This is a genomic window from Xylanimonas allomyrinae, assembly GCF_004135345.1.
Classification (GTDB): domain Bacteria; phylum Actinomycetota; class Actinomycetes; order Actinomycetales; family Cellulomonadaceae; genus Xylanimonas; species Xylanimonas allomyrinae.
Map to the genome: position 1 here is coordinate 3,563,202 of NZ_CP035495.1, position 22,827 is coordinate 3,586,028.

Annotated in this window: 16 protein-coding genes and 3 pseudogenes; 12 read left to right on the forward strand and 7 right to left on the reverse strand. The window is 73.5% G+C overall.

Annotated elements, in window-relative coordinates; all coding sequences use genetic code 11:
• Positions 1 to 71 precede the first annotated feature (71 nt).
• Complete coding sequence (locus ET495_RS16160; protein ID WP_129205635.1) at positions 72 to 2,552, reverse strand: phosphoketolase family protein; 2,481 nt, start codon at positions 2,550 to 2,552, stop codon at positions 72 to 74.
• A gap of 328 nt (positions 2,553 to 2,880) precedes the next feature.
• On the opposite strand from ET495_RS16160, the pseudogene ET495_RS19790 reads away from it, so the two are divergent.
• Together ET495_RS19790 and ET495_RS19015 are read left to right on the forward strand one after the other, a co-directional pair.
• Positions 2,881 to 3,399: pseudogene (locus tag ET495_RS19790) on the forward strand (SURF1 family protein); the annotation flags it as partial.
• Between the two features lie 122 nt (positions 3,400 to 3,521).
• Positions 3,522 to 3,755 carry a hypothetical protein gene (locus tag ET495_RS19015; protein ID WP_245993145.1) on the forward strand — a complete coding sequence of 78 codons (234 nt, stop codon included), beginning with the start codon at positions 3,522 to 3,524 and terminating at the stop codon, positions 3,753 to 3,755.
• A 91-nt stretch (positions 3,756 to 3,846) separates the two neighbouring features.
• On the opposite strand, the gene ET495_RS16170 is transcribed toward ET495_RS19015, so the two are convergent.
• Both ET495_RS16170 and ET495_RS16175 read right to left on the reverse strand, forming a co-directional pair.
• Complete coding sequence (locus tag ET495_RS16170) at positions 3,847 to 5,580, reverse strand: ABC transporter ATP-binding protein (protein WP_129205636.1); 1,734 nt, start codon at positions 5,578 to 5,580, stop codon at positions 3,847 to 3,849.
• Positions 5,577 to 7,451, reverse strand: a complete 1,875-nt coding sequence (locus ET495_RS16175) for an ABC transporter ATP-binding protein (RefSeq protein WP_170220625.1) — start codon at positions 7,449 to 7,451, stop codon at positions 5,577 to 5,579. The genes ET495_RS16170 and ET495_RS16175 overlap by 4 nt, the downstream gene beginning before the upstream one ends.
• Positions 7,452 to 7,498: 47 nt before the next feature.
• Here ET495_RS16175 and ET495_RS16180 point away from each other — a divergent pair, with 47 nt between their 5' ends.
• From ET495_RS16180 to ET495_RS16190, 3 genes are all read left to right on the forward strand, one after another.
• The gene (locus ET495_RS16180) at positions 7,499 to 7,900 is read left to right on the forward strand and encodes a DUF3817 domain-containing protein (RefSeq protein ID WP_129205638.1); all 402 of its coding nucleotides are present in this window, start codon (positions 7,499 to 7,501) and stop codon (positions 7,898 to 7,900) included.
• Between the two features lie 78 nt (positions 7,901 to 7,978).
• Entirely contained in the window at positions 7,979 to 9,520 is a 1,542-nt protein-coding gene (guaA, locus tag ET495_RS16185; RefSeq protein ID WP_245993146.1) for a glutamine-hydrolyzing GMP synthase, read from the forward strand.
• A 179-nt stretch (positions 9,521 to 9,699) separates the two neighbouring features.
• Positions 9,700 to 10,326: an aromatic ring-opening dioxygenase LigA gene (locus tag ET495_RS16190; protein WP_211340864.1), complete on the forward strand. Its 627-nt coding sequence runs from the start codon at positions 9,700 to 9,702 to the stop codon at positions 10,324 to 10,326.
• 148 nt (positions 10,327 to 10,474) lie between these two features.
• On the opposite strand, the gene ET495_RS16195 is transcribed toward ET495_RS16190, so the two are convergent.
• Positions 10,475 to 11,170, reverse strand: a complete 696-nt coding sequence (locus ET495_RS16195) for a hypothetical protein (RefSeq protein ID WP_129205640.1) — start codon at positions 11,168 to 11,170, stop codon at positions 10,475 to 10,477.
• A 190-nt stretch (positions 11,171 to 11,360) separates the two neighbouring features.
• Entirely contained in the window at positions 11,361 to 13,073 is a 1,713-nt protein-coding gene (locus ET495_RS16200) for a PspC domain-containing protein (protein WP_129205641.1), read from the reverse strand.
• Positions 13,074 to 13,220: 147 nt separating this feature from the next.
• On the opposite strand from ET495_RS16200, the gene ET495_RS16205 reads away from it, so the two are divergent.
• The 5 genes and pseudogenes from ET495_RS16205 to pcrA all read left to right on the forward strand — a co-directional run bounded on the left by ET495_RS16205 (position 13,221) and on the right by pcrA (position 19,278).
• The gene (locus ET495_RS16205) at positions 13,221 to 14,627 is read left to right on the forward strand and encodes an ATP-binding protein (protein ID WP_129205642.1); all 1,407 of its coding nucleotides are present in this window, start codon (positions 13,221 to 13,223) and stop codon (positions 14,625 to 14,627) included.
• Positions 14,628 to 14,826: 199 nt separating this feature from the next.
• Entirely contained in the window at positions 14,827 to 15,447 is a 621-nt protein-coding gene (locus ET495_RS16210) for a LuxR C-terminal-related transcriptional regulator (RefSeq protein WP_245993503.1), read from the forward strand.
• A 93-nt stretch (positions 15,448 to 15,540) separates the two neighbouring features.
• On the forward strand, positions 15,541 to 15,909 hold the full coding sequence (locus ET495_RS16215) for a hypothetical protein (RefSeq protein ID WP_129205644.1): 369 nt from the start codon (positions 15,541 to 15,543) through the stop codon (positions 15,907 to 15,909).
• Positions 15,910 to 15,995: 86 nt separating this feature from the next.
• Entirely contained in the window at positions 15,996 to 16,475 is a 480-nt protein-coding gene (locus ET495_RS16220) for a DUF456 domain-containing protein (RefSeq protein WP_129205645.1), read from the forward strand.
• Between the two features lie 138 nt (positions 16,476 to 16,613).
• Positions 16,614 to 19,278: pseudogene (gene pcrA, locus ET495_RS16225) on the forward strand (DNA helicase PcrA).
• A gap of 128 nt (positions 19,279 to 19,406) precedes the next feature.
• Here pcrA and ET495_RS16230 read toward each other — a convergent pair.
• A complete protein-coding gene (locus ET495_RS16230; protein ID WP_129205646.1) occupies positions 19,407 to 19,958 on the reverse strand; it encodes a Clp protease N-terminal domain-containing protein in 552 nt (183 codons plus the stop codon).
• Between the two features lie 96 nt (positions 19,959 to 20,054).
• Entirely contained in the window at positions 20,055 to 20,267 is a 213-nt protein-coding gene (locus ET495_RS16235) for a helix-turn-helix domain-containing protein (protein WP_129205647.1), read from the reverse strand.
• A gap of 239 nt (positions 20,268 to 20,506) precedes the next feature.
• On the opposite strand from ET495_RS16235, the pseudogene sucC reads away from it, so the two are divergent.
• Together sucC and sucD are read left to right on the forward strand one after the other, a co-directional pair.
• Positions 20,507 to 21,678, forward strand: a pseudogene (sucC, locus tag ET495_RS16240) (ADP-forming succinate--CoA ligase subunit beta).
• A 52-nt stretch (positions 21,679 to 21,730) separates the two neighbouring features.
• A complete protein-coding gene (gene sucD / locus ET495_RS16245; protein WP_129205648.1) occupies positions 21,731 to 22,627 on the forward strand; it encodes a succinate--CoA ligase subunit alpha in 897 nt (298 codons plus the stop codon).
• Positions 22,628 to 22,827: the final 200 nt, after the last annotated feature.

Genomic DNA, 22,827 nt, shown 5'->3' on the forward strand with positions numbered 1-22,827 from the left:
GGTGCGGGCGGGCGTGCTGCGAGCGGGCGTGAGCCCGGCCGGGGATCGCCCCGGCCGGGCTCAGCGGATGGTCATTCGTTGTCGCCGCCCGTGCTCAGGGTGGCAGCGACATCGACGGAGGCCGCGAGGTCACGCGCGTCGGGCCACACCCAGTCGCGCACCTCGGGCAGGTCGTCGCCGTGCTCGCGAGTGTAGGCGCGGGCGCGGATCCGGGCGTCCTGCATGCGCTGGCGCAGGCCCGCGTACCGCTGGCCGAGTCCCGCGACGCGGTCGATCACGTCGATGACCAGGTGGAAGCGGTCCATGTCGTTGAGCATCACCATGTCGAACGGCGTCGTGGTGGTGCCCTCCTCCTTGTACCCGCGCACGTGGATGTTGTCGTGCCCGTTGCGACGGTAGGTGAGGCGGTGGATGAGCCACGGGTAGCCGTGGTAGGCGAAGATGATCGGCTTGTCCGTGGTGAACAGGCCGTCGAACTCCTTGTCCGTCAGGCCGTGCGGGTGCTCCTTCGGGTCCTGGAGCTTCATGAGGTCGACGACGTTGATGACGCGGACCTTGAGCTCGGGGACCTCCTGGCGCAGGATGTCGGCCGCCGCCAGGATCTCGAGCGTCGGGACGTCACCTGCGGCCGCCAGCACGACGTCGGGCTCCTCGCCGTCCGTCTCCGTGCCGGCCCACTCCCAGATGCCCAGGCCGCGCGTGCAGTGCTCGACCGCCTGGTCCATGGTCAGCCAGTTCGGGGCGGGCTGCTTGCCCGAGATGACGACGTTGACGAGCTGGCGTGAGCGCAGGCAGTGGTCGTACGTCGACAGGAGGGTGTTGGCGTCGGCCGGCAGGTAGACGCGCACGACCTCGGCCTTCTTGTTGACCACGTGGTCGATGAAGCCCGGGTCCTGGTGGCTGAAGCCGTTGTGGTCCTGGCGCCACACGTGGCTCGACAGCAGGTAGTTGAGCGACGCGACCGGACGGCGCCACGGGATGTGGTTGGTGACCTTGAGCCACTTGGCGTGCTGGTTGAACATCGAGTTGACGATGTGGATGAACGCCTCGTAGGAGCTCATCATGCCGTGGCGACCCGTGAGCAGGTAGCCCTCGAGCCAGCCCTGCACCTGGTGCTCCGACAGCATCTCGACGACGCGGCCCGCGCGGGCCATGTGCTCGTCGACGTCGGCGCCGAAGAACTCTGCGTTCCACTGCTTGTCGGTGACCTCGTACACCGCCTGCAGGCGGTTCGACGCCGTCTCGTCCGGGCCGAAGATCCGGAAGTTGTCCGGGTTGCGGCGGATGATCTCGGTGAAGAACTTGCCCAGCTCGCGCGGGGCCTCGGACATCGAGCCGCCCGGCGTCGGTACCTCGACGCCGAAGTCGCGGAAGTCGGGCAGGCGCAGGTCGCGCAGCAGCAGACCGCCGTTGGCGTTCGGGTTGTCGCTCATGCGCAGCGTTCCGGCCGGGGTGAGCGAGGTGATCTCCTCGAGCACACGGCCGTTGGCGTCGAACAGCTCCTCGGGGCCGTAGGACTGGAGCCACGCCTCGAGGTCGTGCAGGTGCGCGTCGGTGTCACGTGCGCTGGCGAGCGGCACCTGGTGGGCGCGCCACGAGCCCGTGGTCTTCTTGCCGTCGATCGTCTCGGGGCCGGTCCAGCCCTTGGGCGTGCGGAAGACGATCATCGGCCAGGCCGGCCGCGACAGGTCGCCCGCGGCGGCCTTGGCCTTGATCGCGGCGATCTCGTCGAGCACCTCGTCGAGCACGGCCGCGAAGCGGCGGTGGATGTCGACGTGGCTCTCGGTCGAGCCGTCCTCGACCTCGAAGAAGTGCGGCTTGTGGCCGTAGCCCTCCATGAGGGACTTGAGCTCGTCCTGCGGGATGCGCGCCAGCACCGTGGGGTTGGCGATCTTGTACCCGTTGAGGTGCAGGATCGGCAGCACGACGCCGTCCTGGGCCGGGTTGACGAACTTGTTCGAGTGCCACGACGTCGCCAGCGGGCCCGTCTCGGCCTCGCCGTCGCCGACGACGGCCGCGACCAGCAGGTCGGGGTTGTCGAACGCTGCGCCGTAGGCGTGGCTGAGCGCGTAGCCGAGCTCGCCGCCCTCGTGGATCGAGCCGGGCGTCTCCGGTGCGACGTGCGAGGGGATGCCGCCGGGGAAGGAGAACTGCTTGAACAGCCGGCGGACGCCCTCGGCGTCCTTGGTGATGTCGGAGTAGGTCTCGGAGTAGGTGCCGTCGAGGTAGGAGGCCGCGACGAGGCCGGGCCCGCCGTGGCCCGGACCGGTGATGTAGATCGTCGACTGCTCGCGCTCCTTGATCGCGCGGTTGAGGTGCGCGTAGAGGAACGTGAGGCCAGGCGTCGTGCCCCAGTGGCCGAGCAGGCGCGGCTTGACATGGTCGCGGTGCAGGGGCTCACGCAGCAGGGGGTTGTCGAGCAGATAGATCTGACCGACGGACAGGTAGTTGGCGGTCCGCCACCACTTGTCGATCAGCTCGAGAGTCGCCACCGGCAGGTCCGCCACACCGGTGGACCGCCACGTCTTGGTGGCGGAGGTCGTCAATGTCATCACTCGCTCCCGTTCTTCGAGGGCTCGCTGGTGCCCGACGCTCATTCCACCTCAGAACCCCCCGGTCTGCAGGTGGGACCGCGGTCTTGGCGCCGGGACGGCGGTGGGGCGTCGGCACGACGCCCTCCCTGTGGACAGACCTCATCTAAGCACCGTGCGCTTGGTGCTTCGAACACGATGTCACCAGCCGGATGTGAGGCACCGCACATCGGGCGCCGGGGGTTCGTTGACCGCTCCCCGGCGCCGATAGCGTGGGCGCGTGCCCGAGCCGCTTCCCGTGCGCGCGACAGAGCGTCCGCATCCCTGGCGGGTGCTGGTGCGCCCACGGATGCTGGTGCTGCTCGTGATCGCCCTCGTGGTCGCCGCCGGGTGCGTGCGGCTCGGCGTGTGGCAGTGGCACCGCGCCGTCGAACGCGCGACGACGGCCGAGCGCCAGGCCGCTGCCGAGACCGCTGCGGCCGGCCCCGTCGGGCTCGGGTCGCTCGTCGCGCCGCAGGCACCGGTGCCGGGCGACGTCGTCGGACGGGCCGTGTGGGTGACCGGCACCTACGAGGGCGACGGGCAGCAGCTGGTCGCCGGGCGTGCGCTCGGCGGCGAGACCGGCTACCTGGTGCTGACGCCGTTGCGCGTCGCCGACGACGGCACGGGCGGCGCGTCGTGGGCCGACCTGTCGGGCGCCCCCGTGGTCCCCGTGGTGCGCGGCTGGGTCGCCTCCCCGGCGGACGCCCCCGGCCTCACGGTGCCCGCCGGCCAGGTGCGGGTCTCCGGGTGGCTCCAGGCCGCCGAGTCGACGTCGGGCGTCCCCGCGGACGCCAACCCCGGCGGGCCGCCGCTGACCGACGCGATCGCGACGGGCGCCCTGGTCAACGAGTGGGGCGGGCCGATCTGGGACGGGTACGTCGTGCTGACCGGCTCGGAGCCCGCGCAGGTCGCCCCCGCCGACGGCGGGCCGCGGGCACTGCCCGGCCGGTGCTGGAGGACGGCACGGGGCTCAACATCCAGAGCCTGTTCTACGCGATCGAGTGGGGCGTTTTCGCGCTGTTCGCCCTCGCGTTCTACGGGCGCCTCGCGCGCGACGAGCTGCTGGCTGAGCGTGGCGGACCCGCACCGGCCGGGGGCGGCGGCCAGCCGCCGTCGGACGGCGTGCGCGGCCCGCGGCCGAGGCGCGGCGAGGACGCGGGCATCGCGGGGCTGCCGGGCTGAACGGCCCTGCCGGGCTGAACGGCCCTGCTGGGCTGAACGGCACTGCGATGACTGCGCGGGCCGAAGGCGCTGCGGCCCGCGCAGGCGCGGCTCACTCGTGCTGCCAGCTGCGCCACAGCGCCGCGTACGACCCGCCGGCGGTCACCAGCTCGTCGTGCGAACCGAGCTCGGTGATGCGCCCGTCCTCGACCACCGCGACGCGGTCGGCGTCGTGCGCGGTGTGCAGGCGGTGGGCGATCGCCACGACCGTGCGCCCCCGCAGCACCGCGGCCAGCGAGCGTTCGAGGTGCCGGGCCGCGCGCGGGTCGAGCAGCGACGTCGCCTCGTCGAGCACGAGCACGTCGGGGTCGAGCAGCACGAGCCGAGCGAGTGCGAGCTGCTGCGCCTGCGCCGGGGTCAGCACGGCGCCGCCCGAGCCCACCTCGGTCGCCAGCCCGTCGGGCAGCGCGTCCACCCAGTCGAGGGCGTCCACGGCGGCCAGGGCCTCGCGCAGTCGCTCGTCCCCGGCGGCGACGTCGGCGAGCCGCAGGTTGTCGGCCAGCGTCCCGACGAACACGTGGTGCTCCTGCGTCACGAGGGCGACCCGGCGGCGCAGCTCGTCGAGCGGCAGGTCGACCAGCGGCACGCCGCCCACCGTGACCGACCCGCCCGTCGGCGGGTGGATTCCCGCGAGCATGCGCCCGAGCGTCGACTTCCCGGCCCCCGACGGCCCCACGATCGCCAGCCGCTCCCCGGGCCGCAGGTCGAGGTCGACGCCGTGCAGCACGTCGTGCCCCTCGCGGTAGGCGTACCGCACGCCGCGCGCGACGACGTCGCCCGACGCCGGCGCCGCCCCGGAGGCCGTGCGGTCGGGCGGCACGAGGCGCACCCCGATGATGCGTGCCAGCGACACCGCCGACACCGAGATCTCGTCGAGCCAGTACACGAGGTTCCACACGGGCCCGGTGAGCTGGAAGGTGAACATGACGACGGCGGTCACCGCGCCCATGGTCACGGTGCCCTGCGACGCGAGGAACCCGCCCCACACCAGCACGGCCACGGGCGCGAGCACGAACGTGAGGTCGACGCCGGGGAACAGCACGGTGCGCAGGCGCAGCGTGCGCATCTCGGCCGCGTACGCGTCGGCGAGGTCGCCGTCGGACCTCCCGTCGCGGCGAGCGCCCAGGTCGAGCGCGTCGACCGTGCGCACCCCCTCGACCGACTCGGTGACGGTGCCGTTGAGCTGCGCGTACGTCGCCGACTCGCTCTGGTAGGCGGCGGGCGCGCGGCGCAGGTACCAGCGGGTGACGGCGAGCAGCAGCGGCAGCCCCACGAACATCGCGACGGAGACCAGCGGCGACAGCACGAGGCACGCCGCCACGGTCAGCACGATCGTCACCACGGCCACGACGAGCTGCGGCACGCCGAACCGCACGGCGTTCTGGATCTTCGACACGTCGTTGGTGGTCCGTGCGACCAGGTCGCCCGTCCCGGCACGCTCGACGGTCGACAACGGCAGGGCGGTGACCGTGTCGAGGAACTCCTCGCGCATCGCGGCGAACACCGTCTCCCCGAACGCCATCGAGCGCTGCTGCGCGACCTTCTGCACCACCGCGCGCGCGAGGATCGCGACGGCGGCGACCAGCACCAGGTCGCGCACGTGCCCCGCCGTGGTGCCGTCGCGGACGTCGTCGACCAGGCGGCCGAGCAGCCACGGCCCGACGAGGCCCGCGAAGGCCGCGAGCACGTGCAGCGCCGCGATGACCGTCAGGTCGCGGCGGTGGGAGCGGATCAGTCCCGCGGTGTAGCGCCAGGTGGTGCGGGCGTCCGCGATGGGGAGCTTCATGGGAGCACCTCCACGGTGTCGGCACGGACGTCGGGCGCGGCGGCGGCGTCGGGCTCGGCATCGGGCTCGGTGTCGGGCTCGGCGTCGGGTGCGGCGTCGGCGAGCGACCGGCCGACGACGGCGCGGTAGCGCGCCGCGACCTGGCCGCCCGGGGCGGTGCCCGGGCGGTCGAGCAGCTCGCGGTGCGTTCCGCGGGTGGCGACGCGCCCGCCCTCGAGGAACAGGACGTCGTCGACGTGGTCGAGCACCAGCGGGCTCGCCGTGACGATGAGGGTCGTGCGCCCGCGACGCTCGTCGGCGAGGCGGGCCGCGATGCGGGCCTCGGTGTGCGCGTCGACGGCGCTCGTCGGCTCGACCAGCACGAGGATCTCGGGGTCGGTCAGCAGGGCGCGCGCGAGCGCCACCCGCTGCCGTTGCCCGCCCGACAGCGAGCGCGCCTTCTCGGGCAGCTCGCCCGCCAGCCCGTCGGGAACCGAGTCGAGCACGTCGTGCGCGTCGGCCACGTGCATGGCCCGTTCCAGGTCCGCGAGTGCCGCGCGCTCGCGCGCGTCGAGCTCGACGTCGAGGCGTCCCGAGAAGATCGTGGGCGTCGCGTCGGCGACGACGATGCGGCGGCGCAGGTGTTCCTTGGGCAGCGCGGCGAGGGCCACGCCGCCGAGCGTGACGGGCGTGCCGGCCTCGGCGTCGTCGTCGAACCTGCCCAGGCGCAGCGCGACGGCGGCGGCCTCGTCGGGGTCGGCGGCGACGAGCGCGACGACGCGGCCCGGATCGAGGCTGACGCCCGTGGCCTCGTCGCGCAGCAGCGCGCCCGGTGCGGGTGGCGTGGCCGTGGCCGGCGCCGCGCCCGTGGCGGGAACCACGCGCAGCACCTTGACCACCTTGCCCGCCGAGACGTGCGCGTTGGTCGCGATCTTGAGGAACTGCGTCGCGAGCTGCACCGGCCAGCCGAGGAACGCGGCGTAGCCGTAGAAGGACACGAGCTGGCCGGTGGTGATGCGACCCACGACGGCGGCGAGCGCCCCCAGGTAGACGATCACCACGACGAAGAGCCCGGGCAGCAGCACCTGGAGCGCGTCGAGCCACGACTGCGTGCCCGCCACGCGCACGCCCGCGGCACGCACGGCCTGCGACTGCTCGCGGTAGCGCGCCGAGAAGACGGACTCACCGCCGATGCCCCGCAGGATGCGCAGGCCAGAGACGGTGTCGGCGCCGAGGGTGGTCAGCCGGCCCGTGGCCTCGCGCTGCGCCGTCTGCCGCCGCTGGAGCGGCTTGACGAGGAACGCGAGCACCGCCGCCACGACGGGCAGCCCGAGCGCCACGACGACCCCGAGCTGCACGGACGCCGACAGCATGAGCGCCGTCGTCACCGCGTACGCGACGAGCGACCCGAGGAACTGGGCCGACATCGCGTACAGCTCGCCGATGCGGAACGTGTCGTTCGCGACCGCCGCCACGACCTCGCCCGTGGGCAGCTCGGCAGAGATCGCGTGCCCCGAGCGCGACACCGTGCGCGAGACGAGCTGAGAGGACCGGAACGCCGCCTGCATCCAGTTGCGCACGTCGAACCGGTGCCCGACGACGGACACCCCGGCCATGACGACGCCCACGGCCAGCAGCAGCACCGCCCAGCGCCAGGTGGCCGCGTCGAGCCCGCCCGCGACGGCCGAGTCGACCACCCGCCCCAGCAGGAACGGCTGCACCGCCTGGGCCGCGAACGTCACGACGCCGCAGGTCAGCGCCATGGCGAGGGTCGGCGCCTGCCGGCGCGCGAGCCAGCCGAGGAACGTCCACGGCCCGCGCAGCGGGGGCGTTCCCGGGTCGGTCAGGGGGAGCGGTTGCACGAGCAGAAACGTAGGCACGCCCACCGACATGATGCGACGCATTATGTCGGCGCGACGCAGACCCGTACGGTGGCCTCGTGACCGAGGTATCCAGCGCACAGGCCGCCACCGCCATCCGCAAGGCGCGGGGAGCGCTCGGCCGGTACCGGTTCATGGCGATCCTCACCGGCGTGATGCTGCTGCTGCTGACGGCGGCGTGCATCGTCAAGTACGTGTTCGGCCTCTGGTGGGACGTCGACTGGTCGACCGGGGTCACCAAGTGGGTCGGCATCGTGCACGGCTGGGTCTACATGGTCTACCTCGTGACCGTGCTGCACGGCTGGTCCGTCATGCGCTGGGGCTGGGGACGGCTCGCCGCGATGGTCTTCGCCGGCGTGGTGCCGGTGATGTCGTTCGTCGTCGAGCGGCACGTGCACGCCGACGGCCAGACCAAGCTCGCGGCGCTCGCCGAACGGTACGAGGTGCGCGACGGCGCCTGAGGCCGAGGCCGTCGCCGCCTAAGATGGACCGGTGACGACCCCCTCCGCCCCGGCCCTCACGACCCTCGCCCCGTCCTGGTGGTCGACTTCGGCGCCCAGTACGCCCAGCTCATCGCCCGCCGTGTGCGCGAGGCCAAGGTGTACTCCGAGATCGTCCCGCACACCATGCCGGTCGCTGACATGCTCGCGAAGGACCCGGCGGCCATCATCCTCAGCGGCGGCCCGAGCTCGGTGTACGCCGACGGCGCCCCGTCGGTCGACCCGGCGCTGTTCACCGCGGGCGTGCCGGTCATGGGCATCTGCTACGGGTTCCAGGTCATGGCGCAGGCACTGGGCGGCGAGGTCGCCCGGACGGGGCTGTCGGAGTTCGGCGGCACGGCCGTCGACGTGTGCGCGACGGGCGTGCTGCTCGCCGGCACCCCGGTGCGCCAGAGCGCGTGGATGAGCCACGGCGACGCCGTCCACCGCGCCCCGCAGGGCTTCGAGGTGCTCGCGACGACGACGGGCGCGCCCGTCGCGGCGTTCGAGGACCGCGGCCGGCGCCTGTTCGGCGTGCAGTGGCACCCCGAGGTCCGGCACTCCGAGCATGGGCAGACCGTGCTGGAGCACTTCCTGTACGACGGCGCCGGGCTGGCCCCCGAGTGGACGCCCGGCAACGTCATCGCCGACCAGGTCGCCGCGATCAAGGCGCAGGTGGGCGACGCGCGCGTCATCTGCGCGCTGTCGGGCGGCGTCGACTCGGCGGTCGCCGCGGCGCTCGTGCAGAAGGCCGTGGGCGACCAGCTCACGTGCGTGCACGTCGACCACGGCCTGATGCGCGAGGGCGAGGTCGAGCAGATCGAGCGCGACTTCGTCGCCGCCACCGGCGTGCGCCTCATCGTGCGCGACGAGAAGGAGCGGTTCCTGACGGCGCTCGCGGGGGTCACCGACCCGGAGACCAAGCGCAAGATCATCGGCCGCGAGTTCATCCGCGTGTTCGAGGACGCGCAGCGGGACATCGTCGCCGAGGCCGGCGCGCACGGCGAGGAGGTCCGGTTCCTCGTGCAGGGCACGCTCTACCCCGACGTCGTCGAGTCGGGCGGTGGCGAGGGCGCGGCCAACATCAAGTCGCACCACAACGTGGGCGGTCTGCCCGACGACCTGACGTTCGAGCTGGTCGAGCCGCTGCGCACCCTGTTCAAGGACGAGGTGCGTGCCGTGGGCCGCGAGCTGGGCGTGCCCGAGGAGATCGTCTCCCGTCAGCCGTTCCCCGGGCCGGGCCTGGGCATCCGCATCATCGGCGAGGTCACCGCGCACAACCTCGACATCCTGCGCCGCGCCGACGCCGTCGCACGCGAAGAGCTGACCAAGGCCGGGCTCGACGGCGAGATCTGGCAGTGCCCCGTGGTGCTGCTGGCAGACGTGCGTTCCGTGGGCGTGCAGGGCGACGGCCGCACCTACGGCCACCCGGTCGTGCTGCGTCCGGTCTCCTCCGAGGACGCCATGACGGCGGACTGGACCCGCCTGCCCTACGACGTGCTCGCCACGATCTCGACGCGCATCACCAACGAGGTGCGCGAGATCAATCGCGTCGTGCTCGACGTGACCTCCAAGCCCCCGGCCACGATCGAATGGGAGTGAGCGCACGCTCGCACGCAATCCGTCGATCCTTCTCGCATGCGCTGAGCATCTGCTCGAATCGCGAACGTTTGACGACCTGAAATCCCCTGCGCACCCGCGCGGACCTGCCGATTCACCGGGCGCACCTCCTGACCGGCCGATAGCGTGACTTACGGCCACACGAGCCGAGGAGGGGAACAATGTCGAGCACCGTCACCGTGCGTCCGACCCGCACCGTACGAGGGATCGGACTCTTCGCGATCATCGCCGGAGTCGTCATGATCCTGGCGGGGATCCTGGTTTGGATCCTCGTCGCCACACAGCTGGCGAACGAGAAGATCACCGTCTCCGGGGACTCCACGTTCCTCGGGGGCATGTTCAGCGGTGACCGCGTCGCCGGACCGCTCACCGCGTTCGCCCAGGCGGACATCATCAACGACCACGCGCTGAGTTCCACCGACGGACAGACATACGCCCAGCTCGGCCAGGACGACCCGCGTCGCGAGGTCGTCATGACCGCGTCCTTCCTGCGCGCTTCGCTGTTCACGTCGGTCGTGTCCTTCGGGATCTGCCTGCTCGTGATCGCGCTCGGGGTGCTGTTCCTGCTCGTCGGCGCTGCGCTCCGGCGCCTCGCGGCAGGCCCCGAGGTGTCGATCAGCGGCGTGGGGACCGCCGCGCTCGCCTCGGACGCTGACGCCTACGGGCGGCACGCGAGCGCCGCGGCGGCGCCGTCGCCCTCGACGCCACCGGCAGAGGCTGGGCCAGGTGCAGGGGGCACCGCGGAGGCGGGCGAGGACGGTGACGGCGCCGGGGGGCGCCGCGCCTGAGCCGCACGCACCCGCACGCCGTCGGGCCCCGGACACCTCCTGGTGACCGGGGCCCGACGTGTGAGTGCTCTCGGCGCGTCGTCCGCGCTCGGGGCCGCCCGGGGCCGCCCCGGCGCCGCGAGCGCCGGTCGGCGGAACGCCGGCCGTGTCAGGCGCTCGCGCGGCGCTCGGCGCGGGTCCGGCGACGCGCCGCGCCGACCACCGATGCGACGACGAGCACCGCACCCGCGACGGCGAGCAGGTAGATGACCGCGAGGCCGACGTCGAGGCGTGCCCCCGCCGCGACCGACAGGGCGCCGACGCCGATCGCGATGATCATGAAGCCCCACAGGATGGTGCCGGTGCGGGGCGTCGTGCGCACCAGGGGTGCGGGCGGCGGCGTCCAGGCGGGCACCTCGGAGGGCGTCGCCGCGGACGGGCCCGCGGTGGGCGGTGTCGTGTAGGCCGGGGCGGCTCCGTAGGGCGACCCGTAGGACGACGTCCCCGAGGGGTCCGTGCCGTACGTCGTGCCGTACGTCGTGCCGTACGTCGTGCCGTACGTCGTTCCGTATTCGGCTGGGCCGCGGGCCGGGGGCTCTGCCGTGACGGGCGCGGCGGCGAAGACGGCGGTGTCCGCCACGACAGGGTCGGCGGCCGGTGCGTCGAAGACTACGGTCTCGCCGGCGGCGTCTTCGGCGGCGTCTTCGGTGGTGTTCTCGGCGGCGGTGCCTTCGTCGGTGGCGCCGCGGTCCGCGGCGTCGGCGAGCACCTGCGTGTCGCCCGGGTCGGGCTCGAGCTGCTGGGTCGTGTCGCCGTGCTCGACGGCGTCGTCGTCGGGGCGTTCGCCCGTGGGGGTCTGGCTCATCGGTTCATCTCCTTGCGGTCAGCCTGTGCGGCGCTTCGCTGCGGTGGGTGCCTCGTGTCCCGGCTCTCGCCCGCGCTGCGCTCCGTGTCGTTCGGGTTCGTCGTGCTGGTCGTGCTCGTCGTGGTCGGCCCGGCGGTTCGTGGCGCGGGGCGTCGTGTGCCTCGGCGTGCGACCCGCGCCGCCCGGCGCGTCAGTTCTCGGTGACCGTGACGTTGCCTGCGCCCGCTGAGACGAGCAGGCGCAGCGTGGCGCCGTCCTGGATCGCCTCGTCGGAGGAGAGGTGGGCGGTGCTGCTGCCGACGCGGCTGAGCGTCCGCGTCCCGGGGTCCACCTGCCAGATGACCTGGCCGGCCAGGAGCCGGACGTCGGCCTCGACGGCGGCGTCGCGCGGGACGACGACGGTCAGGTCGCCCGCGGTGAGCCGGATCGGGACCTCGACGGGGTCGTCGGTCGTGGCGTCCGAGAGGTCGAGCCCGGACAGGTCGATCGTCGGGTCGCCGAACTGGACGCGGAACCCGCGCTCGGCCTCGGCGAGCGACCGCGGCGCGACCGTTCCCTCGCTGACGTCGGTGCCGCGGGTGCCGACGTCACGCCACGTGCCGTGGATGTCGCGCGTGATGTACAGGCCGGGGAACCCGTCTCCGCTCGCACCGATGCTCCAGGGGAGGGCCACGACCAGGCCGACGATCGCGAGGAAGCCCAGCCAGCCGCTCGACCGGCCGCGGATGCCGCTGACGACGATCGCAGCGCCGACGACGACGAGGGCCAGGCCCAGCCACGCGAGCACGGGCTCGACACCACCGTCGAACGGCCAGGGCAGCGACAGCCCCGTGCGGTCCTGAGCCATCAGCAGTGCACCGGCGATGAGCACCAGGCCGACGACGACGCCGAGCGTGGCCGCCCCCGCACTCTTGGTGACCGGCTTCGAGGCCCGCTCTGCGGCACGCTCGCGGGCGCGCTGCTGCTGGGTGGCGGCCTTGAGGTGTGCCTGCTCGCGCGCTGCCGCGGCGCGGGCACGCGCGGCCTCGACCCGGGCGTCGGCGGCCTGGGCGCGAGCCGCGGCCCGGGCCTGGTTGGCGGCGCGGGTCCGCTCGGCGTGGGTCCGCGGGTCGTCCCCCGGCTCCGGCGGCACGGACGCGCGGACGCCGTCGGGCGCACCGGCGAACGCCGCGCTGCTCGAGGCGCCGGTCGCGCTCGCCGAACCCGGCTGGCCGGCGGAGGGCTGGGCCGGGTACGGCGTCGTCGGCCCGGGGTAGGCAGGACCCGTCGGGCCCGCGTACGCCTGGGGCGCGCCAGGTCCGGACGGCGTCGGACGCGAGGTCGCACGGCCCGACTCACGCCACGCCCGGCGCCGGTCGCGCACGAACCGGAGCAGCAAGCAGCCGACCGTGATCCAGACGGCGATCCAGAAGAGTGTGACGATCCAGCCGAAGTCGCCACGGAACCACCACGTCCCGAGCCCGTTCGACCAGCTGAAGCCGGCGATGAGCGCGAGCCCCGCACCGACCAGCGCGACGTCGAAGTCACCGTGGAGCGCCTGCTGGATGTGGATGCGACCGTCGCGGCGCTCGGGCAGCAGGGCCCAGCCGAGGGCGTACGCCACCAGGCCGATGCCGGTGAGGAAGAAGCTCAGGAAGAGGATGCCGCGCACGAGCAGCGGGTCCCAGCCCAGGCGCTCGGCGACGCCACCGGCGACACCGCCCACCCAGCGGTCCTCCGAGCGGGCCAGGCCCGAGCGGCGGATCGAGTCGAAGAACCGGTCCGAGCCCGAACGGGGAGGTCCGGACGGTGTCCCGTACGGCGCCTCCTGCGGAGGTGGGTCGAACGGCGGGACCGACGCCGACGGGGGAGTCGAGTCGGCGCCGGAGTCCGGCGAAGGAGGAAGGTGCGGGTCCGTGCTCATGCCGTCGATCCTCGCCCGGGCACGCCTGGCGCGACTATCGGGTGCCGCCCTGAAGCGACCCTGAAACTGCACTCCGGGGCGGCGCCGGAACCCTGATTCCCCGCCCCGACGGCGGTCCGGGGACCCAAGACGTGTCACGATCGGCAGGTGAGCCACCCGCAACCCGCCGCAGGCGCCCGCCTGCCGCTGCGCCGCCCCGAGGCGGACCGGTGGGTCGCGGGCGTGTGCTCGGGAGTCGCCGCGCACCTCGCGGTCCCGGTCGCCGCGGTGCGTGCCGTCATGGCGCTGCTCGCGCTCGCGGGCGGTGCGGGCGCGGCCGTCTACGTCTTCTGGTGGGTCACCATCCCCTCGGGCGACCCGCGCGCCGCGGCCGACGACGCCGCCCCCGCCGCGCTGCGCCGGCTCGCGCCACGGCTACGCCTCGCGGACGTGGCCGCACGCGTGCAGCGGCGCGACATCGCCGTCGGCGTGGGCCTGCTGCTCGGTGCCGCCCTGCTGGTCTCGATGCGCGCCGGGTGGGACTGGCAGCAGTCCTGGGTGATCCCCGCCCTGCTGACGCTCGGTGGCCTCGCGCTCGCGTGGAGCCAGGTCGACGCCGTCCAGCGCGCCGCCCCCGCCGGTGGGCGCCGTTGGACCGCCCTCGCCCGCCCTGCCGGCGGCCTCGCGCTCGTGGTCGCCGGAGCGTTGCTCCTCGTGGGTCAGGACGCGCCCAGGTGGGCCGTGATCCAGGCGGCAGCGGCGGCGCTCGCGGTCCTGATCGGCTTCGCGCTCGTGCTCGCCCCGTGGTGGCTGCGGCTCGTGCGCGAGCTCGGCGACGCGCGCGCCGCGCGCGCCCGCGAGGCCGAGCGCGCCGACATCGCCGCCCACCTGCACGACTCCGTGCTCCAGACCCTGGCCCTCATCCGCACGCGGGCCGACGACGCCGACGCCGTCGCGCGCATGGCCCGCGCGCAGGAGCGCGAGCTGCGCGAGTGGCTCTACGACGACCGCCGCGCCCCCGGCACCTCGCTCGCGGCCGAGCTGCGTGCGCTGGTCGCCCAGGTCGAGGACGGCCGCGTCGGCAAGCCCGCCGAGGGTCCCCGGGCCCTCAACGGCGTGCCACCGGGCGACGACGAGGCGGCAGGCGCCGGGAGGGGCGTCCCCGGGATCGCGCCCGTGGCGGTCGACGTCGTCGTCGTCGGCGACTGCGAGCCGACCGAGGCCACGACGGCGCTGCTGCAGGCCACGCGCGAGGCGCTGGTCAACGCGGTCGCCCACGGCAGACCGCCCGTGACCGTCTACCTCGAGGTGACCGCCGCCGCGGCCGAGGTGTTCGTGCGCGACCGCGGCGACGGGTTCGCGATGGACGACATCGCCCCCGACCGGTTCGGTGTACGCGAGTCGATCCTCGGGCGCGTGCGGCGCCGCGGCGGGACTGCCGAGGTCAGCAGCCGTGCGGGGTGGGGCACCGAGGTCCGGCTGCGGATGCCGCGGGACCCCGAGGCCGCGCGCGGCCCGACGCCCGAACGTGCCGCGACCAGCGCGCGCGAGGGGGCTGCGCTCCCGGCAGAGTAGGGGTGTGCCGCCGGCCGTGCCTCCGGTGCCGGGCCGGGTTCTCGACGGTCCCGGCCCCGCTCCCACGCCCGGCCGTCACCCCCGGCAGGCCACCGCCCGGCCGGCTGCCGCCCCATGACGAAGGAGCCCATCCGTGAGCACGCCCTCCGCAGCCGAGGTCACCTTGCCCGTGCCCGTCGTGCTCGTGGACGACCACCACATGTTCCGCACCGGTGTGCGCGCGTCGCTCGACGAGCGCGTGCGCGTGGTCGGTGAGGCCGCGGACGTCGACGAGGCCGTCGTCGTCATCCACGCGCAGCGTCCGCCCGTGGTGCTGCTCGACGTCCACCTGCCGGGCGGCACCGGGGGCGGCGGGGCCGAGGTCGTGCGGCTGTGCGCCGACCTCGTCGGGGCCGGCGTCACCCGCTTCCTCGCGCTGTCGGTGTCCGACGCCGCGGAGGACGTCGTCGCCGTCATCCGCTCGGGTGCGCGTGGGTACGTCACCAAGAACATCTCGGCGCACGACCTGTCGTCCGCCGTCGTGCAGGTCGCGGGCGGTGACGCCGTGTTCTCGCCGCGCCTGGCCGGGTTCGTGCTGGATGCGTTCGGCACGGCCGCGGGCGAGGTCTCGGTGGCCGACGACGAGCTCGACCGGCTCTCGCGCCGCGAGCAGGAGGTCATGCGGCTCATCGCGCGCGGCTACTCCTACCGCGAGGTGGCCAGCGAGCTGTTCATCTCGATCAAGACCGTCGAGACGCACGTCTCGGCGGTGCTGCGCAAGCTCCAGCTGTCGAGCCGCTACGAGCTCACCCGGTGGGCGGCGGCCCGGCACATCCTGTGACCTGCGCACCGTCACGGGCGGTGGCCGTGCGACGTTCCCGCGGGTCGTGGCTCCCGGGCCGGAGCGCACGGGGGCGGCTGTAGCCTTCGGGGCGTGGACTTCCTTTTCGACGTGTTCGCCTTCCTGCACTTTGTCGGCTGGGCCATCGTGCTCGGCGGCTACCTCGCCTCGATGCGCACGCCGGGCCTGTACCGCGGTGTCTTCCATGGCGCCGCGACGGCGCTCGTGTCGGGCGTCGTGATGATGGGACTCATCGAGGGCGACGCTGTCGGCTCGTACTTCCACCGGGGCACGTTGATCGCCAAGCTTGTGATCGCGGCGGTCATCACGGTGCTCGCGTTCGTCGCGCGGCGCCAGGGCGCGAAGGGCGACAACGGTACGGGCGCCGTCGTGCCGTGGGTCAAGCACGCGATCGGGGGGCTGACGATCGTCAACATCGTGCTGGCGGTGTTCGTGCACTGAGGGCGCCGCGGGGGAGTGTGTGAACCGTACCGGGCGACGGGCGTCGCTCGGCCGGGGCGATGGCGCCCCACCGGGAGGGGAAGCGGATGAGCGTGCTCGGTGAGGTCCTCGTCGGCCTCGTGATCGTCGTCGGGCTGGTGGGCACCGTCGTCCAGGTGCTGCCCGGCAACGTGCTCGTGCTGGGCGCGATCCTGGTGTGGGCGTGGGTGACCGGCGGCGGCGCGTGGTGGGCGTTCGCGGCGGCCGCCGTCGTCGTCGCTCTCGCGGAGCTGGGCCAGTGGCTGCTGGCCGGGCGGCACCTGCGGCGGGCCGACGTGCCGTGGTCCACCCTCGCCTGGGGTGGGGTCGCGGGCGTCGTCGGGTTCTTCGTCCTTCCGGTCGTCGGGCTGCCGCTGTTCTTCGTGGGCGCCGTGTACGTGGCCGAGCTGGTGCGCAGGCAGGACCGCGAACGGGCCTGGCGCGCGACGGTGGCCGCGCTCCAGGCGACCGGGATCACCATCGTCGTCCAGCTCGCGGGCGGGCTGCTCGCCTCGGTGGCGTGGCTGGTGGGGGTCTGGCGGACGTGACGGGCCGTGGCTCGGCCGGGCGCGGCGCCGTGGTCTGCGTCCGCGACGACGTCGCCCCGCGTGGCGCGACGCGACGTCGCTCGCCCGGTCCCGCCGTGCCCTGGCGTGTCGGCGGCGGCGCCTAGGCTTGCTCACGCGATGACCTCACTCTTCGATCACATGCCCCTGCCCGGTGCCCGCGGGTTCAGCGCTGACGGGTTGAGCGCCGACAGCTCCAGCGCTGCCGGGTCGCGTGCTGCCGCGAGCCGCTCGGCCGGTTCCGGCGACGCGGCGCGCCTGCCGCCCTCGGGCCCGCGGTGGGACGCGTGGGCGGACGGCGAGACGGCCGACGCACCCGACTGGGTGCGCGCGGCGGCCGGGGACGTCGTCCCGGACGACGCCCCGCGTCGCGGCCCGTACGCCCACCTCGACCCGGAGGTGCTGCTCGAGGGTCTCAACCCGCAGCAGCGGGCCGCCGTCGTGCATCACGGGGCGCCGCTGCTCATCGTGGCCGGCGCGGGCTCGGGCAAGACGCGTGTGCTGACGCACCGCATCGCCCATCTCCTTGCGACCGGTCGCGCGCGGGCGGGGGAGATCCTCGCGATCACCTTCACCAACAAGGCCGCCGCCGAGATGCGCGAGCGCGTCCAGCACCTGGTCGGCCCGGCCGCGTCCCGCATGTGGGTGTCGACGTTCCACTCGGCGTGCGTCCGCATTCTGCGGCGCGAGTACAAGGTGGTGGGCCTGCGGTCGAGCTTCTCGATCTACGACGCCGCGGACTCCCAGCGCCTGGTCACCCTCGTGACGCGCGAGCTCAACCTGGACGCGAAGAAGTACCCGGCGCGTGGGCTCGCCAACCGGATCAGCGACCTCAAGAACGAGCTCGTCACCCCGGACGACTACGCCGACCGGCAGGACAAGGACCCGATCCTGGCCGACGTCTACACGCGCTACCAGGCCCGCCTCCAGCAGGCCAGCGCGCTCGACTTCGACGACATCATCATGACGACGGTCCACCTGATGCAGGCGTTCCCCGCCGTGGCCGAGCACTACCGCAGGCGGTTCCGGCACGTGCTCGTCGACGAGTACCAGGACACGAACCACGCGCAGTACGTGCTGGTGCGCGAGCTCACGGGAGTCCCGGGCAGCGCCCCCGCGGCGACGGCGGCCGCACCCGAGGACGGCCTCGAGCCGGGCGAGCTCACCGTCGTCGGCGACGCCGACCAGTCGATCTACGCCTTCCGCGGTGCCACGATCCGCAACATCCAGGAGTTCGAGCAGGACTACCCGAGCGCGACGACGATCCTGCTCGAGCAGAACTACCGCTCGACGCAGAACATCCTCAGCGCGGCCAACGCCGTCATCTCCCGCAACGCGGACCGCAAGCCCAAGCGGCTGTGGACGGCGTCGGGCGCGGGCGCGCAGATCGTCGGCTACGTGGCCGACGACGAGCACGCCGAGGCGCGCTTCGTCGCGGAGGAGATCGACCGGCTCGGGGACGCCGACGGCGTGCGGCCCGGCGACGTCGCGGTCTTCTACCGCACCAACGCCCAGTCCCGCTCGCTCGAAGAGGTGCTGGTGCGCGTGGGGCTGCCGTACAAGGTGGTGGGCGGCACGCGCTTCTACGAGCGGCGCGAGATCAAGGACGCCATCGCCTACCTGCGCGCGCTGGCCAACCCCGACGACGACGTCAACCTGCGGCGCGTCCTCAACGTCCCCAAGCGGGGCTCGGCGACAAGGCGGAGTCGCTGCTCGCCGCCTTCGCCGAGCGGGAGCGCGTCTCGTTCGGCGCGGCCGTCGAACGCGCCGAGGACGTGCCCGGCATGAGCACGCGCACGCTCAACCCGCTGCGCGGCTTCCGTGATCTCATGGCCGGCCTGCGTGCGATGGTCGACGCCGGTGAGCCTCCCGCCGCGATCCTCGGGGCCGTGCTCGACCGCACCGGCTACCTCGAGGAGCTGCGGGCCTCGGACGACCCCCAAGACGCCTCGCGCGTCGAGAACCTCGCCGAGCTGCACGCGGTGGCGACCGAGTTCTCCGGCACCGACCCGGAGGGGACGCTCGTCGACTTCCTGGAACGGGTGTCGCTCGTCGCGGACTCCGACCAGATTCCCGACGAGGACGTCGCCGACGGCGAGGCCGAGCAGGAGCCCCGGCCGGACCAGGGCGTCGTCACGCTCATGACGCTGCACACGGCCAAGGGCCTGGAGTTCCCCGTCGTCTTCCTGACCGGCATGGAGGACGGCACGTTCCCGCACATGCGCTCGCTGCACGACGACGCGGAGCTGGCCGAGGAGCGCCGGCTGGCGTACGTCGGGATCACGCGGGCGCGTGAGCGGCTGTACATCTCGCGCGCGGGCGTGCGGTCGGCGTGGGGGATGGCCAACGAGATGCCGCCGAGCCGGTTCCTCGGCGACATTCCCGAGGAGCTGTGGGACTGGCGCCGCCGTGAGTCGTCGACCCAGTACCTGCGCGGTGGCGGGTCCGCGTGGGGCTCGCGGGGTTCGTCGTGGGGGAACGGCGTGCTGCGCCGGGGTCGAGCGGCGCGGGCGCACCGGGCAGCGGTGCCGGGCCCGCGCGCCTCGGGCGTCCGCGGACCGCTGCGGAGGGGTCGACGGGTGCCCGCTTCGGCAGCGCGACCCCGCGCAAGGACGCCGACATCCCGTCGCTCGCGGTCGGTGACCGGGTGACGCATGACGCCTACGGCCTCGGGACCGTCGTCTCGGTCGAAGGCGCCGGAACCAACGCGGTCGCGAAGATCGACTTCGGCTCCGACGGCACGAAGCGGCTGCTGCTGCGCTACTCCCCGGTGACCAAGCTCTGACGGCGGGCGGGCCGCCGGTTGCCCGGTCTGTCGCGCGACTGGAGGTCGGCCCGTCCGCCTGGCCTCCCGTCGGCGGGGCCGGGCGCCGCGCCGTCACGGCTCCGCCGACGCCTGGGTGTGCGTCGCCCTCAGGTGGCCGGCGTCCCGCTCCGCTCGACGGCGGCGCGCAGGGCGTCGTCGTCGGACCCCGCGCGAGTGAGGGCCGCGTGCAGGGCCTTCGCGGCGGGGGAGCCCCCGCGGAGGATCCCGAGCAGCAGGTGCCCGGAGTCGATGCTCGGCGAGCCGAGGCGGATCGCCTCGCGCAGCGCGAGGCTGAGGGCCTTCTTCGCGTCCGACGCGAACGGGATGTGCTTGCGGTCGCTGCCGCGCCGGCCGCCGACGCCGTCGAACGCGCCCTCGCCGAACGTCGCGTCGGTGCTGCGGCGCACCTCGTCGAGGTCGACGCCCACGGCGGCGAGCGCGGCGGCGTCGATGCCCGCCAGCTCGGCGCGCAGCCGCCGGGCGAGCTCGCCGACGTCGACGCCGACGGTGCGCAGGGCGCCGACCGCGGGGCCGATCTCGGACTCGGCGAGCGCGACGAGCACGTGGCGTGCGTCGATGGTGGGCGTGTGGGCCGAGCGCGCCACGAACTGCGCCTCGATCACGGGCACGCGGGCTTCCTTGGTGAATCGCTCGAACATCGGATCCTCCTGTCTGTGGGTCTGCCGCCGGTCTGCTCGCCCGGGTGGCCTGGCGCCGCGTGGCGGTGCCGGCCCGGGGCGTGCGGGTGCGTCGCGTCAGAGCGTCTTGCCGAACTTCTTGTGGACTGCCTGCCTGGTCACCCCGAGCGCGTCGGCGATGTCCTGCCACGTCCACCCGAGGCTCCGGGCTCGTTCGACCTGGAGCGTCTCGAGGCGGTCGGCCAGCTCGCGCAGCGCTCGGACGGCGCGCAGGCCCTGATGGGGGTCGTCGCTCGCCGCCGAGGAGGCGAGCGTCTGCCGGGAATCCATGTGTCAACTATGGTTGACACGCGGTTCGCCTGTCAACCCAGGTTGACGAGCAGACGCGGAACGGGCCGCGCGGCGGCCCGGCGGCGTGGCGTGCGTCACGCTCGTCCGGCGAGACCGGGGTTCAAGCCGCTGCCGGGCCGGGCTACTCTTGGCGAGATGTCTTGACGTCGAGACATCGTCAAGGCAGCCTCTGCCGGACCACGGGCACAGGGGCTCTTCGGAGGGAAGGACGCAGGCGGGTGGACCTGTTCGAATACCAGGCGCGCGACATCTTCGAGAAGCACGGCGTGCCCGTGCTCGGGGCGTCGTCGCGACGACCCCGCAGGAAGCACGTGAGGCCGCCGAGCAGCTCGGCGGCGGGACTGTGGTCGTCAAGGCCCAGGTCAAGACCGGTGGCCGCGGCAAGGCCGGCGGCGTCAAGCTCGCCCACTCGCCCGACGAGGCGGCCGACAAGGCGGGCGAGATCCTCGGGATGGACATCAAGGGCCACACGGTCCACCGGGTGATGGTGGCGCAGGGCGCCAAGATCGCCGAGGAGTTCTACTTCTCGGTGCTGCTCGACCGCTCCAACCGCAACTACCTGGCCATGTGCTCGGTCGAGGGCGGCATGGAGATCGAGCAGCTCGCGGTCGAGCGCCCCGAGGCGCTGGCACGGGTCGCCGTCGACCCGATCGTGGGCATCGACGCCGCGAAGGCCGCGGAGATCGTCGAGGCGGCGCGCTTCCCGCAGGAGCTGCGGGCCGACGTCGCCAAGGTCGTCCAGCAGCTGTGGACGGTGTTCAAGGCCGAGGACGCCACGCTCGTCGAGGTCAACCCGCTGGTCCGCACCGAGGACGGTGCGATCGTCGCCCTCGACGGCAAGGTCACGCTCGACGACAACGCCTCCGAGGTGCGTCACCCCGACCACGAGGCGCTCGCGGACAAGGAGTCGTCCGACCCGCTCGAGGCGAAGGCCAAGGCCAGCGGGCTCAACTACGTCAAGCTCGACGGCGAGGTCGGCGTGATCGGCAACGGTGCGGGTCTCGTCATGAGCACGCTCGACGTCGTCGCCTACGCGGGCGAGCACCACGGTGGCGTCAAGCCCGCCAACTTCCTCGACATCGGTGGCGGCGCCAACGCCCAGGTCATGGCCGACGGGCTCGACGTCATCCTCAATGACCCGCAGGTCAAGGCGGTGTTCGTCAACGTGTTCGGCGGGATCACCGCGTGCGACGAGGTCGCCCGGGGCATCGTCGGTGCGCTGGAGATCCTCGGCGACGAGGCGTCCAAGCCGCTGGTCGTGCGCCTCGACGGCAACAACGTCGACCTCGGCCGCGCCATCCTGCGCGAGGCGAACCACCCGCTCGTGACCCTCGCCGAGACCATGGACGGCGGCGCCGAGAAGGCGGCCGAGCTGGCCGCGGCCGCCTGACCTGCCCGAGACGAAAAGTCGATAGCTCCCGAAAGCAGAGACAAGAAGAACTATGTCGATCTACCTGAACAAGGACTCGAGGATCATCGTCCAGGGCATCACGGGCGGGATGGGTGCCAAGCACACCGCCCTCATGCTCGACTCCGGCGCGCAGATCGTGGGCGGCGTCAACGCCCGCAAGGCCGGCACGACCGTGACGCACCAGGACCACGAGGGGAACGACCTCACGCTGCCGGTGTTCGGCACGGTCAAGGAGGCCATGGCCGAGACCGGCGCCAACGTGTCGGTGCTCTTCGTGCCGCCGGCGTTCACCAAGGATGCGGCGATCGAGGCGATCGACGCCGACATGCCGCTCATCGTCGTCATCACCGAGGGCGTCCCGGTGCAGGACACGGCCGAGGTGTGGGCCTACCTCCAGGGCAAGTCCACCCGCATGATCGGCCCCAACTGCCCCGGCATCATCACGCCGGGCGAGTCGCTCGCGGGCATCACGCCGCACACGATCACGGGCAAGGGACCGATCGGGCTGGTGTCGAAGTCGGGCACGCTGACCTACCAGATGATGTACGAGCTGCGGGACCTCGGGTTCTCGACGGCGATCGGCATCGGCGGCGACCCGATCGTGGGCACCACCCACATCGACGCGCTCGAGGCCTTCGAGAAGGACCCGGAGACCAAGGCGATCGTCATGATCGGCGAGATCGGCGGCGACGCCGAGGAGCGCGCCGCGGCCTACATCAAGGCTCACGTGACCAAGCCGGTCGTCGGCTACGTCGCCGGCTTCACGGCCCCCGAGGGCAAGACCATGGGCCACGCGGGCGCCATCGTGAGCGGGTCGGCGGGCACCGCCGCCGCCAAGAAGGAGGCGCTGGAGGCCGTCGGCGTCAAGGTCGGCAAGACGCCGTCCGAGACGGCCGCTCTCATGCGCGAGATCCTCGCGGCCCAGTGACCTGCCGGCGGCGCGGCGTCAGGGCCGCCGCGCCGCCGCGGTCACTGCGGGGCCGGCGTCCGCCGGACGCCTCGTCCTGCGCTCGACCGCGGCGGCACCGCGAGAGCGAGCGGGCGGCCTACGGTGTGGCACGAGCGGTGCGGGACGCGCCGCAGGGGACCATGGGACGGTGAGCTCGCCCCGCACCACCTCCCGCCCCG